Origin of the sequence: Nocardia sp. NPDC051756, from assembly GCF_040681495.1 — a bacterium.
In the GTDB taxonomy this organism is placed as follows: Bacteria; Actinomycetota; Actinomycetes; order Mycobacteriales; family Mycobacteriaceae; genus Nocardia.
Genome location: NZ_JBFAYV010000005.1, coordinates 308,230 through 324,256, shown reverse-complemented (window position 1 = coordinate 324,256; position 16,027 = coordinate 308,230). Strand labels below are relative to the sequence as shown.

The following is a 16,027-nucleotide window of genomic DNA, read 5'->3' as shown; positions in this document are numbered from 1 at the left end:
GGTGAGGGTGAACAGGTGATGGCGTCGATGTGTCAGGCGTCACGTAACGGTTGCGTAACGGTGTGGGCGGGTACAGGGTGGTTGTGACGAGCCAGATTCTTGAACGAGCGTCCAGTTGACGTTTACCGAACGGTCTGTACGGGTATTTGCAAGGTCGGCAAGGTGGCTCGAACAGCGGAATGTCGCGTCGGTATGGGGATGCGAAACTTCCGTACCGGTGATGCGTTCTGCGTGTCTGCAAAGGATAGGTATTTGAGCGAGCGCAGCGAGCGAACAAAAGGCACAGCCGCCCTCGCGGTCATGCCGGAACCGAGCGTCAGCGAGGTGCAGGCATGAGCGCGAACCTGATGATCGTTGAGGATGACGATAGGGTCCGTGGTGCGCTGCGGCTCGCCATGGAGGACGAAGGCTACGACGTCGAAGAGGCCGAGGAGGCCGAAGACGCGCTCACCCATCTGCGCAGCAATGGTGTTCCCGATGTGATGATCGTCGATCTGATGCTCGGCGGGATGGACGGTTTCGACTGCATCCGGGAGATCCGCCGCGAGCACGATGTGCCGATCATCGTGGTCAGTGCCCGCGACGATACCCACGATGTGGTCGCCGCGCTGGAGGCCGGCGCGGACGATTTCGTGACGAAACCGTTCGAGATCAAGGAGATCACCGCGCGCATGCGCGCCGTGCGCCGGCGGGCTCGGGTGACGGTCGAGCGGGAAGCGCCGCAGGAGATGGTGCTCGACGCCGACCCGGTCGCCCCGCTGGTGCTCGCGCAGGACGCCGGCGTGGTCCGCCGCGGTGACGACGAGATCCGGCTCACGCTCACCGAATTCCGGCTGCTGTGTGAGCTGGCCGAGGCGCCCGGCCGGGTGCTCAGCCGCACCGTGCTGCTCGAACGGGTATGGGACCAAGGGTTTTTCGGCGATGAGCGGATCGTCGACGTGCATATGCGCAGGCTGCGCACCAAGATCGAACGGGACCCGTCCGATCCACACATCGTGGTGACCGTGCGCGGACTCGGCTACCGACTCGATGTCCAGCGCTGAGCGCTGGTTCGAGCCGAAACGCTGGAGTCTGCGCGGACGGGTGACGGCCATGTTCGCGGCCATCGCCGCGCTCATGTCGCTGGTGCTCGTCGTGTCGGTGTTCACCATCAGCCGCAGCTATCTCGAACACGCGCAGGCCGGTGGCACCGACCTGCAATCGAACCTGAATCTGTTGCGCAACGTGCTGATCGGCTGCGCCGTGGTGGTGACGCTGATCGGCGCCGCGGTGGGCTGGTGGGCGAGCAGGCGGGTGCTGACGCCGCTGCATGAGCTGGCCGGCGCGGCGGCCCAGATCGCTTCCGGCGACCTGGATTTGCGCCTGTCCGCCACTCGCGATCAGGACCTGGTCACCACCGTGGAGTCGTTCAACAGCATGGTCGATTCGTTGCAGCGCCGGATCGAACGCGAGCATCGGCTGTTCGGCGATGTCAGTCACGAATTGCGTACGCCGCTGACCACTTTGATGGCCAGCGTGGACGTGCTCAACCGGCATCGCGCGGATCTGCCGGAACGCTCGCAGCGCGCGCTCGGCCTGGTCACCGCCGAGGTGGACCATCTGCGCCGGCTGCTCGACGATCTGCTGGCCTTGGCGCGCGTCGAGGCGGGCATGCATCGCGGCGACATGGAACCGCTGTCGGTGCGAGATCTGTTGCGGCACACGCTCGCTGAGCGAAGGTATGCGCCGGAGCTGCTGACCGTCGACGAGGACGTCGTGGTGCGCGGCCGCAAACTCGAGCTGGAACGCGCGCTGGGCAACCTGCTGCGCAACGCCGACCTGCACGGCGGCGGGGTCGTAGCGGTCCGGGCGGACCGCGAGGGCGGCGCTGCCGTGATCGTGGTGGACGACGCGGGACCGGGAGTGCCCGCCGTGGACCGGGTCCGCATCTTCGAACGTTTCGCGACCGCGCGCAGCGGCCGGCGCTCGGCGACCGGCACGGGCATCGGGCTCGCGCTGGTGACCGAGACCGTGGTCAAGCACGGTGGCCAGGTCGCCTGCACCGACCGCCCGGGCGGCGGCGCCCGGTTCGTCGTCACCTTGCCGGGGATCGACGCAATCGAGTCGTAACACGACCGTAATGAAGTCGACCAGGTCACCTCAAAGTTGAGTCGTAAGTCTGGATAAGTACTACCGACGGGAGTTGTATGCCACTGCCAACGTTGAACACCGCGGAGATCGAACGATCTCGCGTCGTACAGGCCGCAGCCGCACTTGGCTCCACCCAGACCACTACCCAGCCCGGGTCCGCCGTGACCTTGCGCGCGCCCCGCGTCGCAGACGGCGCCCAGCTGTGGCGAATCGCGAAAGATTCGGCCGTACTGGACACCAATTCGAGCTACGCCTACGTGCTGTGGTGCCGCGATTTCGCGGCCACCTCGGTGGTCGCCGAGGTGAACGGCCGGGTGATCGGGTACGTGATCGGCTTCGTCCGGCCGCAGGCGCCGGACACCGTGTTCGTCTGGCAGGTAGCCGTCGACCGGGCGCAGAAGGGCAAGGGAATCGGTGCGCGGTTGCTGCACGCCTTGCTCGACAACGTTGCCGCCCAAGGCGTTTCCCAGCTGGAGACGACGATCTCGCCGGACAACGCCGCATCCATTGCCTTGTTCAGCTCGGTGGCTCGGCGTCGCGACGCCCGAATCACCAAGCGCCCCTTGTTCGACGCGGGTGTCTTCCCGGACAGCCACGCGCCCGAGGATCTGTATCTCATCGCACCGAACGCTCGCACAACGCAGGAGGACCACCGATGATCAACGCCGACACGAGCATTTTCGAAAGTCTGGAATCGAATGTCCGCGGCTACTGCCGCAATTGGCCGACCGTGTTCACCAAGGCCAAGGGCGCCTGGTTACGCGACGAAGACGGCAACGACTTTCTCGACTTCTTCGCCGGCGCGGGCGCGCTGAACTACGGCCACAACAACGATGTGCTCAAGCAGCCGCTGCTCGATTACATTGCGGGCGACGGCATCACGCACGGACTGGACATGTCGACCACGGCCAAGCGGGAGCTGCTGACCACCCTGCGCGACACCCTGTTCACCCCCCGCGGCCTGGACTACAAGGTGCAGTTCCCCGGCCCGACGGGCGCCAACGCGGTCGAGGCCGCGCTCAAGCTGGCCCGCAAGATCACCGGCCGCGAGACCATCGTCAGCTTCACCAACGCCTTCCACGGCATGACCCTCGGCGCGCTGTCGGTCACCGGCAACGCGGCCAAGCGGGCCGGCGCGGGCGTGCCGCTGGTGCACGCGGCGCACATGCCCTACGACGGCTACTTCGACGGCACCACGGCCGACTTCCAGTGGATGGAAAAGGTTTTGGACGACACCTCCTCGGGCTTCGACCGCCCGGCCGCGGTGATCGTCGAGACCGTGCAGGGTGAGGGCGGCGTGAATGTCGCCCGGGCCGAATGGCTTCGGCATCTGGCCGGGTTGTGCGAGGCGCGGGAGATCCTGCTGATCGTCGACGACGTCCAGATGGGTTGCGGCCGTACGGGTCCGTTCTTCTCCTTCGAGCTGGCCGGCATCACCCCGGACATCGTCACGCTGTCCAAGTCGATCGGCGGCTACGGCCTGCCGATGGCGCTGGTGCTGTTCAAGTCCGAGCTCGACCAGTGGTCGCCGGGTGAGCACAACGGCACCTTCCGCGGCAACAACCCGGCGTTCGTCACGGCGTCGGTCGCGTTGCGGCACTACTGGTCCGACGGCACGTTGCAGGCCTCGACGCTGGCCAAGGGCGAGCGCGTCGCGCGGACGCTCGGCGAGCTCGCCGACAACATCCCCGGCCTGTCGACCCGCGGTCGCGGCCTGGTGCAGGGCGTCGTGTTCGACGACGCCTCGCAGGCGAGCAAGGTCTGCCAGGTCGCCTTCGAGCGCGGCCTGCTGGTGGAAACCTCCGGTTCCACCGACGAGGTGGTGAAGTTGTTGCCGCCGTTGACAATTACCGATCAGGAACTCGACCACGGGCTCGGCATCCTCACCGGTGCCGTGGACACCGTGTGCAGTGGAATGGGAGCGATCGCATGATCGTACGTAGCACCGAAGAGATCACCGGCACCGAACGCGATGTGGCAGGCGAGGGTTGGCGCAGCAAGCGCATCATCCTCGGCGGCGACGGCGTAGGCTTCTCGTTCCACGAGACGACCATCGACGCGGGCACCACGCACGAGTTCCACTATCGGTATCATGTGGAAGCGGTATGGCTGATCGAGGGAACGGGCAGCCTGACCGATCTCGACAACAACGTCACCTACGTGCTCGAGCCGGGTTCGATGTATCTGCTGGACGAACACGAACGGCACCGCCTGGAGGCCCGCACCAAGATGCGGATGATGTGCGTGTTCAATCCGCCGGTCACCGGGCAGGAGGTCCACGACAGTAGCGGCGCATACCCGTTGGTGGCCGCGACGATCGGGGGATAGAACAGGATGGTTTTGCTGCACACGGAAACTCGACCCGAAACCGGCCCGGCCGATCGCTACCCGACTCGGCTGAGCACACCTGGCCCACATCTGGATCGCAAGGATCCGACGGTGTGGGGCCGGGTCGAGACCCCGGCGCTGGTGCACTTCGACACCGACGGTTTCGCCAGCGTCGACGATCTGCTCACGCCGACCGAGGTGGCCGATTTCTCCGCCGAGATCGGCAGGCTCGCCGGCGACCCGTCGTTGCGCGACGACGACCGGGTGATCGTGGAGAAGTCGTCGAAGCGCGTGCGTTCGGTCTTCGAGGTGCACCGCCTCAGCGCGGCCATCGCGGACCTGACCCGGGAGTCCCGGGTCGCCGGGCTGGCCAGGCAGATCCTCGGTACCGAGGTCTACATCCATCAGAGCCGGGTGAACTACATGCCCGGTTTCCGCGGCACCGGTTTCTACTGGCACTCGGATTTCGAGACCTGGCACGCCGAGGACGGCATGCCCGCGCCGCGCGCGGTCAGCCTGTCCATCGCGCTCACCGACAACTACCCGATCAACGGCAGCCTGATGGTGATGCCGGGCTCGCACCGGACGTTCGTGCCCTGCCTGGGCAGCACGCCCGCCGAGCATTACCGGGAGTCGTTGCAGGAGCAGGAAATCGGCGTGCCGACCCAGGAAGACATCACCACGCTGGCGAACACCTACGGGATCAGCCAGTTCACCGGCCGCGCCGGATCGGCGCTGCTGTTCGACTCGAACCTGATGCACGGATCGTCGAACAACATCACCCCGTTCCCGCGCTCGAACATTTTCCTGGTGTTCAACAGCGTGGAGAACACGCTGGTGGAGCCGTTCGCGGCGCCCGCCCCGCGCCCGGGTTACATCGGCAGCCGCGACTTCACGCCGCTGTCCGCCTGATTCGCGCATCGAAGGCGCCCTCTCTGCCCGTGCACCGGACCGAAGGGCGCCTTCGCGCTCGGCGCGCGCCCCGTGCGCATCGGCGGTACGATCCTCTCGGCCATCCGCTGTTGTCGCCCCACACAGCCCGATTCGCCCCCAGTTCCGGCCGGCCCGCCAAAAGTTCTTCGGGCGTGTGCAATGTTTCGGACAACCCGACGCGGTTGGTGTTCGCCACAAGATCACTCACCGGCCCGGCGCCGTCCGATCGCGCCCGCGGGCCGAACTAGTCACCGACGGACAGTGTGCCCGTGGTCTTCTCGTTCCGCTACCTGATTGTGGCTGGCCCGGAGGCCTTTTCGGACGATTTGTGCAGAGTGCTGTCAGGTGCCCGCATTGTGCACAAACATGGGCGGTTGACCAATTTAGCGGCAAATCCTGAGCAACGCCGGTAGCCCTTGACCTTATTGTTACCGGTGGGTACAACTACGTAACCATGCCGACGCATACCGCTCGGTCGGCCCAGGAAGAAATGCACGCAGTTGGTAACGGACGTCATCACTATCGATGCGGAGTTCGCGGCCGCACGAAAAGCACTGTGGGACTTTTTCCTGGACCCGCAGACATACACCCGGATGTTCCTCGGAATCGGAGGTTGTGAACGTGCGGAAACCTCGGACACGCATCCCGTTCTCCTGATCCGGGCGCGCCACGACAACAACGAGTTGACCGTGCCCGCGCTGCGGCTCGTGGTCGGCAAGGAGCTGGAAACCTTCGAGCTACAGTGCCCCGGGCTGGGCAGTTTCGCCGCGGTACGACTACGCGGCGAGCAGGAACAGACCCGGGTCACCATCACCTACTTCGGCGCCGCGCGGATTCATCCGTGGATCGCCGAGCAGGACAACGCGGACGTGATCGCCTGGACCATGGCCGGGCTGGACCGCATCGTCGACGCCATCCTCGGCGCCCCGACGTCGGTGCTGGTCAACGGCGAGGAGTCGGGGACGAAACAGCAGGTCGGTACGCTGAAACAAATGGTGACGACCGGCGTCGTGCGCACCTACCGGCCGGACCGCGCGCTCAAACAGATGGGCGGACTGGCGAAGTGGGGATTCACCCTGGCCGGCGGTTATGCCGCCGCCGCGGGACATTCGCCGAATCGGCTGGCCGTGGTGGACGACGTGTCCGCCTACACGTTCGGTCAAATGCACGATCGCACACACAAACTCGCGTCGGCATTGACCTTGCTCGGCATCGGCGCGCGCGACAAAATCGGGCTACTCTCGCGCAATCGCGTGGCAATGGTCGAATGCATGGTCGCCACCGGCAAACTCGGCGTGGACACGGTGCTGCTGAACACCGGGCTCTCGGCCCGCCAGATCGAGGACGTCGCCGACCGGCACGGGCTGTCCGCGGTCTTCCTCGACGACGAGTACGACGCGTCGACCAAGTACATCCCGGCCGAGGTGCCGCGGTTCGCGACCGGCCGGGAGTCCCGGTTCGACCGCAACACCGTCGACGACCTGATCGCGCTGGACGCGCCGACGTTCTCCCGGCCGTCGCATCCGGGCCGGCTGATCGTGCTCACCTCCGGCACCAGCGGCACGCCCAAGAGCGCACAACGCCCGCAGCCCAAGGGATTCGGCACCGTCGCCGCGCTGCTGTCGCGGATTCCGTTGCGGATGGACGAGACCATGCTCATCCCCGCGCCGCTGTTCCACACCTGGGGGCTGGCGGCGTTGCAGATCAGCACGCCGATCCGGGCGAGTGTCGTGCTGCCGGAACGGTTCGACGCCGAGGACTGCCTGCGATTGATCGAGGAGCATCACGTCACCTCGCTGATCGTGGTGCCGGTGATGGTGAACCGGATCCTGGATCTGCCCGCGCACATCCGGGATCGCTACGACACGTCGAGCCTGCGGGTGGTCGCGAGTTGTGGTGCGCCGCTTGCCGGTCCGACGGTGCTGAAGTTCATGGACACCTTCGGGGACGTGCTCTACAACGTCTACGGCTCGACCGAGGTGTCCTGGGCGACCATCGCCGATCCGGCCGATCTGCGCGCCGCGCCGACCACCGCCGGGCGGCCGCCGCTGGGCACGAAACTCGCTGTGCTGGACAAGGATCTGCGTCCGGTACCGCGCGGAGTCACCGGTCGGATCTTCGTGCTGAACCACATGCTGTTCGACGGGTACACCGACGCGAAGCCACCCACCGAATGGGGCGGCATGCTCGACACCGGCGACCTGGGTTACCTCGACGCGGACGGTCTGCTGTTCGTGGCCGGCCGGGACGACGAGATGATCATCTCCGGTGGCGAGAATGTCTTCCCGCGGCCGGTGGAGGAGGCGTTGTCGCATCTGCCGCAGGTCAGCGAGGTCGCGGTGGTCGGCGTGCCGGACAAGGAGTACGGCCAGCGCCTCGCCGCGTTCGTGGTGACCCGCGAGGGTTTCGGGCTCGATCGCGACATGGTCTGCAACTACATCCGGCATCGGCTCAGCCGGTTCTCGGTGCCGCGCGACGTGACGTTCCTGGAGGCGCTGCCGCGCAACGCGACCGGAAAGATCCTGAAGCGCACGCTGATTCAGCCGAGCTGAGTCGTCTACCCAGCTCGGCTGACCGGTCAGCTCGACCAGCGGATCGTCTCCGGGGTGAGGTCGGCGATCGTCGGATAGCCGTCCACCGCCATCAGCAGATCCGCCTCGGCGAGCAGCGCGCGCAGCACGTGCGCGATGCCGTCGGCGCCGCCCAGAGCCAGCCCGTAGCAGTACGGGCGGCCGATGCCGACGGCGGTCGCGCCGAGCGCCAACGCCTTGACAATGTCTGCGCCGGAACGGATTCCGGAGTCGAACAGCACCGGCAGGCCGTCGGCGGCGGCGACCACGCCGGGCAGGTGCTCGATCGCGGGGATGCCGCCATTGGCTTGCCTGCCACCGTGATTGGAGCAGTAGATGCCGTCCACGCCGGCGTCCTTGGCGCGGCGGGCGTCGTCCGGGTGACAGATTCCCTTGAGCACCACGGGAAGATCGGTCAGCGAGCGCAGCCAGTCCAGGTCGTCCCAGGTGATCGGGTTGCCGAACTGCGAAATCCAGGTCAGGATCGCGGTTTTCGGGTCTTCCTCGGGGGTCTTGGCGAGCATCCCGCGGAATACCGGGTCGCTGAAGTAGTTCGCCAGGCAGTGGCCGCGCAGCTGCGGGAAGTTCGAGGTGCTCAGGTCGCGCGGTCGCCAGCCGGGCACCCACGTATCCAGCGTCACCACAATGGCTTTGAACCCGGCGGCCTCGGCCCGGCTGACCAGGCTCTGGGCCAGGTCGCGGTCGGTCGGGGTGTAGAGCTGGAACATGCCGGGGGTGTCGCCGAATTTGGCGGCGACGTCCTCGAGCGGGTCGACCGTCAGCGTGGATGCGACCATCGGGACGCCGGTGCGCGCCGCGGCCTCGGCGGTGGCGAGGTCGCCGTGACCGTCCTGCGCGCACAGGCCGATCACGCCGACCGGGGCCATGAAGATCGGGGACGGCAGTTTCAGGCCGAACAGATCGATCGAGAGGTCGCGTTCCTTGGTGGCGCGCAGCATGCGGGGGGTCAAGCCCAGCTTCTCGAAGGCGGTCGCGTTGGTGCGCTGGGTGAGCTCGTCGCCGGCCCCGCCCGCGACATAGGACCAGATCCCCGGCGGTAGCGCGGCCTGCGCCTTCGCCTCCAGTTCCGAGAAGGTCATCGGCAGGTTGGGCTGGACACCGCCGAGGCCCTGGAAGTAGATCTCGTACTGGTAGTCACCGAAGTTGCCGGTCACGGCGCTCCCTTCCTCGTTTGATACATGAATGTATCCGATACATTTCTGTAGCGGTGTGAGTTGGCCGGGGTTCGCAATGACCGATAGAGGACAAGCCAGCGGTCCGGGTCGATCAGGCCGACCGGCTCGGTCGGTGCGACGCCCGCGGTGGTGCAGGCGGCCCGGACGGTGCGCGCGGGGAACTCGTGGCGCAGGGAGTTGGCCAGGGAGCCGCCGATGCCGGAGAAGCCGAGTTCGACGAGCCGGCGGTAGTCGGGGAGGGCCGAGGTGGGCAGGAGTGGGTTCGGGCGGCGGCGTAGGTGCAGGATCGCGGTGTCGACGCGGGGTACCGGGTGGAAGCTGCCGCGTCCGATGCGGGCACCCAATTCCATTGCGACAGTGGGCCAATGGGTGACGGTGAGTTTGGTCCAGCGGCCGTAGTCGCCGGAATGCTTGCGGGCGAACTCCAATTGGGTGAGCAGGGTGGCTGACGTGAGCCGACGAGCGGCCAGGCACCAGCGCACCACGTCGGTCGTGACCGCGAACGGGACGTTGGCCACCACCGCGAACGGCTCGCCCGGTTCGTGAACGGCGCGGAAATCCTTGTTGTACAGACTTATTCGAGCATTACCGGCATACCGCCTGCGCAGCCGGTCGGCGTAGTGGGCGTCTTTCTCGTAGGCGTGTACCCGGCCTGCCGTGGTGAGCAAGTGCCTCGTCAGCATGCCGTCGCCGGGGCCGATCTCCAATACGAGATCGTCGGCATCGATGCCGGACGAGCGCACGATCAATCGGGCGGCACCGGCATCGGTGAGAAAGTTCTGGGATAAACGCTTTCGCGTACTGACGCGCGTATCGCGGGCACGCGGCAGCGAACGATGGCGGGACATGGGTGTCCTCCGAACGGAGTGGTCGAATCAGGAAAAGTGATTCGCCCGGACCCATGCCAGGGCACAGAAAACCCGGCGGTTATCGACCGCCGGTGCAGGTCCCGATCAGAACAGTCGGGACACCGGAGTGCAACGGTGCGCTGGCAGAGCCCAGGCCTCCGTGCGCAGCCGCAGGTAGTACGCGCCGACCGCGCACACTCCGGTCATCTCCAAACTGCCCATGTCTGGCAAGATATCCCACCGGTCCCGTCGGACGCGACCGCTTTAATCGCGCGCCGGACCAGCTGATCGGGTCAGTTCGGTTCGAGCAGACTCCGACGCAGGGCCGCGATCAGATCGTCGTCGACGCCGAGCAGGTCCGTCGCGTATCCGTGCACCGAGCCGTGATCGACAGCCAAGCCGTCGAGGAACAGACGCATCACCTCGGCGGGTGCGCGTCCGTAGCCGGGCCAGGTCAGTTCCTTGTCCGGATAGGCGGCCCGCCAGTCCGCGACGAGACGCTCGGTGGCCAGCTCGGTGCGGGTGAAGTCCTCGATGATCTGCTGGTCGGAGACGCCGAGCAAGGTCAGGACCAGGGCGGCGAGCAGGCCGGTGCGGTCCTTGCCGGACGCGCAGTGGAAGACCGTCGGTCCGTCCGTGGCGGCGATCACGTCGAGGGCTTCGCGGATTTCCTCGACGCCGTCGTACGCGACCTCCAAGAAGCGCTCGGCGAGGTACGGGCCGACCTCGATTTCCGGGCCGAGCGCCGCCTGATCATAGGGCCGATGTTCGATGCTGAGATTGTGATAGGTGAGCGAATCATAGTGGGGTACTCGGCCTTTCGCGTCGATCTCCCACGGGTACCGCAGATCGATAACCGTGGTGACACCCAGGTCCAAGAAGCGCCGCAAATCGGCGTCGCGCAGTTTGCTCAGCGAATCGGAGCGGAACAGACGTCCCCAGCGCACTGCCTGTCCGTCCGCGGTCGGGTACCCACCCAGATCGCGGAAGTTGTGCAGTCGTTCGAAAGCGATGTGCCTGTTCACGACTCGACCCTATGTCGGCCGCCTCCAACGCCGATCACCGATATTTGGTAGGCGAGCACGCCCGGCCATAGGGCACACTTTGATCATGAACCTGCGTTCGGTAGGCGACCTGGTCAGGGTGACAACCGCGGGCGAGAAGGTGGACTATCTGCTGTTCTGGGGGCATCAACCGGAACGGAGCGGACGGATCGGGGCCAGCTGCCTGAGCCAGTGGTGGCCTGCGCCGTTCGTCCTCGACGGCTTGGAGTTCGCCTCGGCCGAGCACTACATGATGTGGGGCAAGGCGCGGCTTTTCGGCGATACGGACAATGCCGAGCGGGTGCTGGCGGCGCCGACGCCGAAGGCGGCGAAGGCGCTCGGGCGGGAGGTCCGCGGCTTCGACGGCAAGGTGTGGAGTGCGCACCGGTACGACGTGGTGGTGCGGGGGAATGTCGCGAAGTTCGGCCAGCACGCGGAGCTGACCGAGTATCTGCTCGGCACTGGGGATCGGGTGCTGGTGGAAGCCAGTCCGGTGGACCAGATCTGGGGGATCGGGCTGGCGGCCGACGATCCGCGGGCCGAGGACCCGGCACAGTGGCCGGGGTTGAACCTGCTGGGATTTGCGTTGATGGCGGCGCGCGCCGAACTGCGCGGCGGTCAGCCGGAGCTGACCGACTGATCGGACTTCGTCACGCGTTCCTCGTCGGCGCACGCGCGCCAGACCCGCGCCTCGGTGTAATTGCCTTGGCGGTCGAGCAGTTCGGCGAGGCCGGCCATGGCGCGGGGTTCGCGGCGGTCGGCCGCGGTGCGCCACCAGCGTTCGGCATCGTCCAGATCGCCGCGGCGGAAGCGGACAACGCCGAGGTCGTAGGCGGCGCCCGCGTGGCCGGCGTCGGCGGCCTGGGCCCATAGCCCGCACGCCTGGTCTTCCTCGCCGCGGCCGTACATGGCCACGCCCAGGTCGTAGAGGGCGGTGCGGTAGCTGGTGTCCGGGGGTGGTTCTGCCTCGGTGGCCGGCTTGGTCTGCATGGGGCGGGTGGGGGCGGACTGGACGCCGGGGCCATATTGGGCGTCCGAGCCGAGGTGCGGGGTCGGGGGGTGCGTGCCGACGTGGGGGTTGTCGTGCGACTGAGTTCCCGCGCGTGGGCTCGGGGGTGGTTGGTGGACGCCCGAATGCGGGTTCGGCTGTGGCGCGGTTGCGTGCGGACGCTGGTGAACGCCCGAATTGGAAGCCTGAGTCGGTTGGGCGTCGGCGGGCGAATTCAGGGGAGGCTGCTGGACTCCGTTGGGTGAATTCGGCTGTTGGGCGGCGGCCGGTGAGTTCAATGGTGGCTGCTGACCGGCGGCCGGTGAGTGGGGCGGTGGCTGTTGGGCACCAGCGTGTGGGTTGAGCTGCGACGGTTGGGCACCGGCGTGCGAGTTCGGCTGTTGCGCGGCGGCTGGTGAGGTGGGCGGCTGCTGGGCAGCGGCCTGTGGGTTCGGCGGTCGTTGCTGGGCACCCATGTGCGCGTTCGGTGGCAACGATTGGGCACCGGCGTACGCGTTAGGTGGTGCTGTCTGGGTGCCGACCTGCGGATTCGCTGGTGGCTGTTGGGAACTGCCATGCGAGTTGGGTGGTGAGTATTGGGCGCCCGAATAGGGATTCGACGGTGACGATTGACTACCCGCGTGCGAGCCGGTCGGTTCCGGTGGATTTCCGGCCTGTGGATTCGGCGGTGACAGTTGGTTACCGGCCTGCGGGTTCCGCGCTGCCGCTTGATTACCGGCCTGCGGATTCGGTAGGGGCTGCTGGACTCCATGGGGGGAATTCGGCTGTTGGGCGGTAGCCGATGAGTTCGGCGGTGGCTGCTGAGCGGCGGCCGGTGAGTTGAGCGGTGCCGATTGATTACCGGCTTGCGGGTTCGGCGGAGTCGATTGGAGTGCCGCCGGCGTCTGCGGAGCGCCAGCAGTTGCGACATTCGAACTCGGCTGCGCAACGCCGCCGGGATTGTTCTGCGCCGACTGCATGGTCGGATGGTGCGCGTTGTTCTGCGTCGCCGAGGGATAAGCCCCGGTCGGATTCGTGGGCAGGTTCGGCATCGACCGCAGCGGATGGGTGTGCTGAGCATCCGGGGCGGGATGCGGCTGTGTTTGCAGTGCCGCGGGGGAGGTGGTCACCTCGACGACGAGGTTGGCGAAATTGGCGGGCCCCTCGCCGATGCTGCACCACAGGATCCTTCGGCCGTCCGGTGCGTTCTCGATGACGATGCCGTAATTGCCGACCCAGGACTTCTGCTCGCCGAAACCGTCCACCCAGACGGGGGTCAGCGTCACCAGCGTGACGGGGGCGGTGCCGATGATGTCGAAACTGATCCCGCCGACGAGGGCGTCGGACCACACATCGACCCCGGCCAGGCGGCGACCGTTCAGGCCGACATAGCCGTCGACCACCGATAGGCCCATCCCGAGCCCACGCAATCCGGCGGGGGGAGCGGTGGAGAGCAGCGTCACCGTGACCGTCGTCGGGTCCGGCCCGACCTGCTCGGTATACATCGGATAGACCTTGCTGCCGCGCAAGACGATGGGTTCCGCGCTCTGATATCGGGCGGCGAGCGGGCGGTCGTCGGGCGAATTCCGAGCGGCCCATGACGAATACGGCTCGTTCATCGATGCCCGCCTTTCCGCCGAATGCGTCTTGCCGTTGCGGCCCGGTATACCGTACCCGCCATAGCCGGGAATGGCCCAGCAATCCTGCGGGGCTAGCGACCGGACCGGGCGACAATGCGTTCGAGCGCGGCCAGGTCCTTCTCCAGCATGCGGAACAGCCAGTACACGCCGACAAACGCCAGCGCGCTGCCCACGCACAACACCCGCAGCGCCACGATAACCGCCGGAATATCCGCGGGCGGAATGAACGTCGCACCTGCGACACCGAGCAGCGGGACGGCGGCGGCAATGGCCAGAAAGTAGGTACTGCGCCGGTCGAGCTGTTGCAGGCGGCGCGCGTCCTGGGCGCCGAGTCCGCCGTGGCGAAGGAACATCGGATAGAGCGAGCGCACGGCGTAGAAGTTCACCAGGAAATAGGGATAGGCCATGGCGATCGCGCCACACACGATCTGGGTGATGAAGAAGTGCACGTACGACTGTGGCGGGATGTGATTGCCGGAGACCTGCACCGAAACCGGGACGACCACGCCCGCGATGACCCAGAGCGCGAAGCAGGTCAGCACATTTCGCTTGCCGAGCAGCAGGGTGTCGCCGCGCGCGCGGGCCAGCGTGGCGGCGTCGTAGGACTTTCCTTTGCGCAGTCCGCGCGAAATGGACCACAGATTCGCCAGCAGGATGTTGGTGACGAGGAAACCGATCAGGAAGCACAGCCCGTAGGTGGTCACCGCGATCTGATCGAATCGGTGCTGCGCCGGCGCGTCCAGTTTGCTGATGATCAGGGTCCGGTTGTGCAGGTAGCTGTACCAGATGGCCAGCGCGTTCGGCACCGCGATGGCCAGCGCCATGATCGGGTGCATGAGTTGCCGCGCGCGCAGCCGCCAGCTCGACGGCGGCGGGTCGACCAGGTCGCGGGCTCTGGTGTCCAGGCAGACCTCCAGCTGCTGGGCCATGTCCGCCCCACGCGGCCAACGGTTGTCGGGTTCGGGGTCGAGCGCGCGCACCAGAGCGCGCTCCAACGCCGCCGGGCAATCGGGCGGAAGATCCTGGTACGGCAGCGCTTTCGGGCTGCCCGAGCGACGCTCCAGCATGCCGTCCAGTGCGGTGCGGTCGCCGCCGGTCACCGAGTCGTCGGCGAAAGGCTTTCGGCCGGTGAGCAATTCCCACAGCACCACGGCCAGCGCGTAGAGGTCGCTGCGGGTGTCTAGGTCCTCGGCCGTGCTCGCGTGCTCCGGATGCACCGCGGCCAGCTGCTCGGGTGACATGTAGGCCAGCGAGCCGCCGAAGTAGGCGACCGGGCTGTCGCCCGAAACATTGCCGCTGAAGCTGATATTGAAGTCGGCGAGCTTGGGAATGCCGTCCGCGGTGAGCAATACGTTCGCCGGTTTGATGTCGCGGTGCAGGACGCCGACGTTGCCCGCGTAGTCGAGCGCCTCGGCCAGTCGCCGGCCCAGCCAGGCGATGGTTTCCGGCCAGGACAGCCGGGCCAGTTCCGCGCGCAACGGTGATTCGCTCGGGCGGATCTCGCCTTTGTCGGCCAGTACCGTGTCGATGACGTCGAGCAATAGGTTTCCGTCGCGCTGGTCCGGCGGTGTGACGCGGACCCGTTCGAGCACGGTGAACAGCGTTCCGCCCGGCACGTATTGCATGTAGAGCAGCCGTAGTTTCCGGCTTTCCAATACCCGCTGGTCGAAGACCCGAACGATGTAATCGTGGTCCAATTGCGCCAGCGTTTGCGGCTCGGTGCCCTTGTCCCGGGAGATCTTCACCGCGACCAGCCGCTGCATTGATCGTTGCCGCGCGAGGAACACCCGCGCGAACGCGCCCCGGCCGAGCCCGGTCATCAGATCGAAGTCGTCGATCTTCTGCCCGACCTCGATATCGTCGAGATTCACCGGCTCGGCCGCCGACATCATCGTGCTGTGGTAATCGTCGGTGCCCAGCATTTCCGAAAGCTGTTCGGCTTGCTCGGGATACGCCGCGGTGTACTCCGCCACCTGAACCGAACTCCCGGCGCGCCTGCGCACGTGGAATTCCTCGTAGATGAGATCCGGCGGCAACGGCCAGGTCCGCAGTTCCGGCAGATCCGCCACATACTCCGCGAGCCGTTTCGGCGCCGCGCCGCGACCCCACCGATTCGCCAGATCGACCTTGATCAATTCGATCAACGACACTCGGCGAATGCCGGGAGAATCCGGCAGATAGGCCAGCAGGTCCGGCGGTTCGGCCCCGGCCTGCCAGGCCTCGGCGAACCGTTCCACCACCTCGGCGACCCCATTGCCGCGCGAACTCCCGGGCGAACGGTCCGATGCGACCGTCGCCCCCGAAACCGGCGGGGCGGGGTGCGCCATCTGCGCATAGTATCCCCGGCGCCC

Annotated in this window: 13 protein-coding genes; 8 read left to right on the top strand and 5 right to left on the bottom strand. The window is 66.8% G+C overall.

All coding sequences use genetic code 11. The features are described from left to right. The first annotated feature begins 332 nt into the window (after window positions 1-332). The 7 genes from AB0M22_RS23470 to AB0M22_RS23440 all read left to right on the top strand — a co-directional run bounded on the left by AB0M22_RS23470 (window position 333) and on the right by AB0M22_RS23440 (window position 7,943). Window positions 333-1,043, top strand: a complete 711-nt coding sequence (locus AB0M22_RS23470; RefSeq protein ID WP_364730567.1) for a response regulator transcription factor — start codon at window positions 333-335, stop codon at window positions 1,041-1,043. Then, window positions 1,030-2,109: a HAMP domain-containing sensor histidine kinase gene (locus tag AB0M22_RS23465; protein ID WP_364730564.1), complete on the top strand. Its 1,080-nt coding sequence runs from the start codon at window positions 1,030-1,032 to the stop codon at window positions 2,107-2,109. Before AB0M22_RS23470 ends, AB0M22_RS23465 begins: the two co-directional genes overlap by 14 nt. Before the next feature lie 77 nt (window positions 2,110-2,186). Then, window positions 2,187-2,789, top strand: coding sequence for a diaminobutyrate acetyltransferase (gene ectA / locus AB0M22_RS23460; protein ID WP_364730562.1), 603 nt, complete (start codon window positions 2,187-2,189; stop codon window positions 2,787-2,789). Next, complete coding sequence (gene ectB / locus AB0M22_RS23455) at window positions 2,786-4,063, top strand: diaminobutyrate--2-oxoglutarate transaminase (protein ID WP_364730559.1); 1,278 nt, start codon at window positions 2,786-2,788, stop codon at window positions 4,061-4,063. The genes ectA and ectB overlap by 4 nt, the downstream gene beginning before the upstream one ends. After that, window positions 4,060-4,458 (top strand): ectoine synthase, encoded by a 399-nt coding sequence (locus AB0M22_RS23450; protein WP_150404705.1) that lies wholly within the window; start codon window positions 4,060-4,062, stop codon window positions 4,456-4,458. The genes ectB and AB0M22_RS23450 overlap by 4 nt, the downstream gene beginning before the upstream one ends. A gap of 6 nt (window positions 4,459-4,464) precedes the next feature. Further along, window positions 4,465-5,370 (top strand): ectoine hydroxylase, encoded by a 906-nt coding sequence (gene thpD, locus AB0M22_RS23445; RefSeq protein WP_364730555.1) that lies wholly within the window; start codon window positions 4,465-4,467, stop codon window positions 5,368-5,370. A 521-nt stretch (window positions 5,371-5,891) separates the two neighbouring features. Further along, a complete protein-coding gene (locus tag AB0M22_RS23440; protein ID WP_364730553.1) occupies window positions 5,892-7,943 on the top strand; it encodes an AMP-binding protein in 2,052 nt (683 codons plus the stop codon). Window positions 7,944-7,969: 26 nt separating this feature from the next. Here AB0M22_RS23440 and AB0M22_RS23435 read toward each other — a convergent pair whose 3' ends face one another. The 3 genes from AB0M22_RS23435 to AB0M22_RS23425 all read right to left on the bottom strand — a co-directional run bounded on the left by AB0M22_RS23435 (window position 7,970) and on the right by AB0M22_RS23425 (window position 11,030). Continuing rightward, window positions 7,970-9,136, bottom strand: coding sequence for a lactate 2-monooxygenase (locus AB0M22_RS23435; RefSeq protein ID WP_364730552.1), 1,167 nt, complete (start codon window positions 9,134-9,136; stop codon window positions 7,970-7,972). Beyond that, window positions 9,133-10,005: a 23S ribosomal RNA methyltransferase Erm gene (gene erm / locus AB0M22_RS23430; protein WP_364730549.1), complete on the bottom strand. Its 873-nt coding sequence runs from the start codon at window positions 10,003-10,005 to the stop codon at window positions 9,133-9,135. The genes AB0M22_RS23435 and erm overlap by 4 nt, the downstream gene beginning before the upstream one ends. Before the next feature lie 293 nt (window positions 10,006-10,298). Then, window positions 10,299-11,030, bottom strand: coding sequence for a tyrosine-protein phosphatase (locus AB0M22_RS23425; RefSeq protein ID WP_364730546.1), 732 nt, complete (start codon window positions 11,028-11,030; stop codon window positions 10,299-10,301). 85 nt (window positions 11,031-11,115) lie between these two features. On the opposite strand from AB0M22_RS23425, the gene AB0M22_RS23420 reads away from it, so the two are divergent. Next, window positions 11,116-11,688, top strand: coding sequence for an NADAR family protein (locus tag AB0M22_RS23420; RefSeq protein ID WP_364730543.1), 573 nt, complete (start codon window positions 11,116-11,118; stop codon window positions 11,686-11,688). Here the strand turns inward: AB0M22_RS23420 and AB0M22_RS23415 are convergent. Both AB0M22_RS23415 and AB0M22_RS23410 read right to left on the bottom strand, forming a co-directional pair. Further along, window positions 11,667-13,655, bottom strand: a complete 1,989-nt coding sequence (locus AB0M22_RS23415) for a hypothetical protein (protein WP_364730540.1) — start codon at window positions 13,653-13,655, stop codon at window positions 11,667-11,669. The genes AB0M22_RS23420 and AB0M22_RS23415 overlap by 22 nt on opposite strands. A 92-nt stretch (window positions 13,656-13,747) precedes the next feature. Beyond that, the gene (locus AB0M22_RS23410; protein ID WP_364730538.1) at window positions 13,748-16,003 is read right to left on the bottom strand and encodes a protein kinase; all 2,256 of its coding nucleotides are present in this window, start codon (window positions 16,001-16,003) and stop codon (window positions 13,748-13,750) included. Between the last annotated feature and the right edge of the window lie 24 nt (window positions 16,004-16,027).

What these genes read in the sequence shown, in the direction of transcription:
- AB0M22_RS23470 (WP_364730567.1), top strand. Translation starts at nt 333, where the DNA reads ATGAGCGCGAACCTGATGATCGTTGAGGATGACGATAGGGTCCGTGGT.
- AB0M22_RS23465 (WP_364730564.1), top strand. Translation starts at nt 1,030, where the DNA reads ATGTCCAGCGCTGAGCGCTGGTTCGAGCCGAAACGCTGGAGTCTGCGC.
- ectA (WP_364730562.1), top strand. Translation starts at nt 2,187, where the DNA reads ATGCCACTGCCAACGTTGAACACCGCGGAGATCGAACGATCTCGCGTC.
- ectB (WP_364730559.1), top strand. Translation starts at nt 2,786, where the DNA reads ATGATCAACGCCGACACGAGCATTTTCGAAAGTCTGGAATCGAATGTC.
- AB0M22_RS23450 (WP_150404705.1), top strand. Translation starts at nt 4,060, where the DNA reads ATGATCGTACGTAGCACCGAAGAGATCACCGGCACCGAACGCGATGTG.
- thpD (WP_364730555.1), top strand. Translation starts at nt 4,465, where the DNA reads ATGGTTTTGCTGCACACGGAAACTCGACCCGAAACCGGCCCGGCCGAT.
- erm (WP_364730549.1), bottom strand. Translation starts at nt 10,005, where the DNA reads ATGTCCCGCCATCGTTCGCTGCCGCGTGCCCGCGATACGCGCGTCAGT.
- AB0M22_RS23420 (WP_364730543.1), top strand. Translation starts at nt 11,116, where the DNA reads ATGAACCTGCGTTCGGTAGGCGACCTGGTCAGGGTGACAACCGCGGGC.
- AB0M22_RS23415 (WP_364730540.1), bottom strand. Translation starts at nt 13,655, where the DNA reads ATGAACGAGCCGTATTCGTCATGGGCCGCTCGGAATTCGCCCGACGAC.
- AB0M22_RS23410 (WP_364730538.1), bottom strand. Translation starts at nt 16,003, where the DNA reads ATGGCGCACCCCGCCCCGCCGGTTTCGGGGGCGACGGTCGCATCGGAC.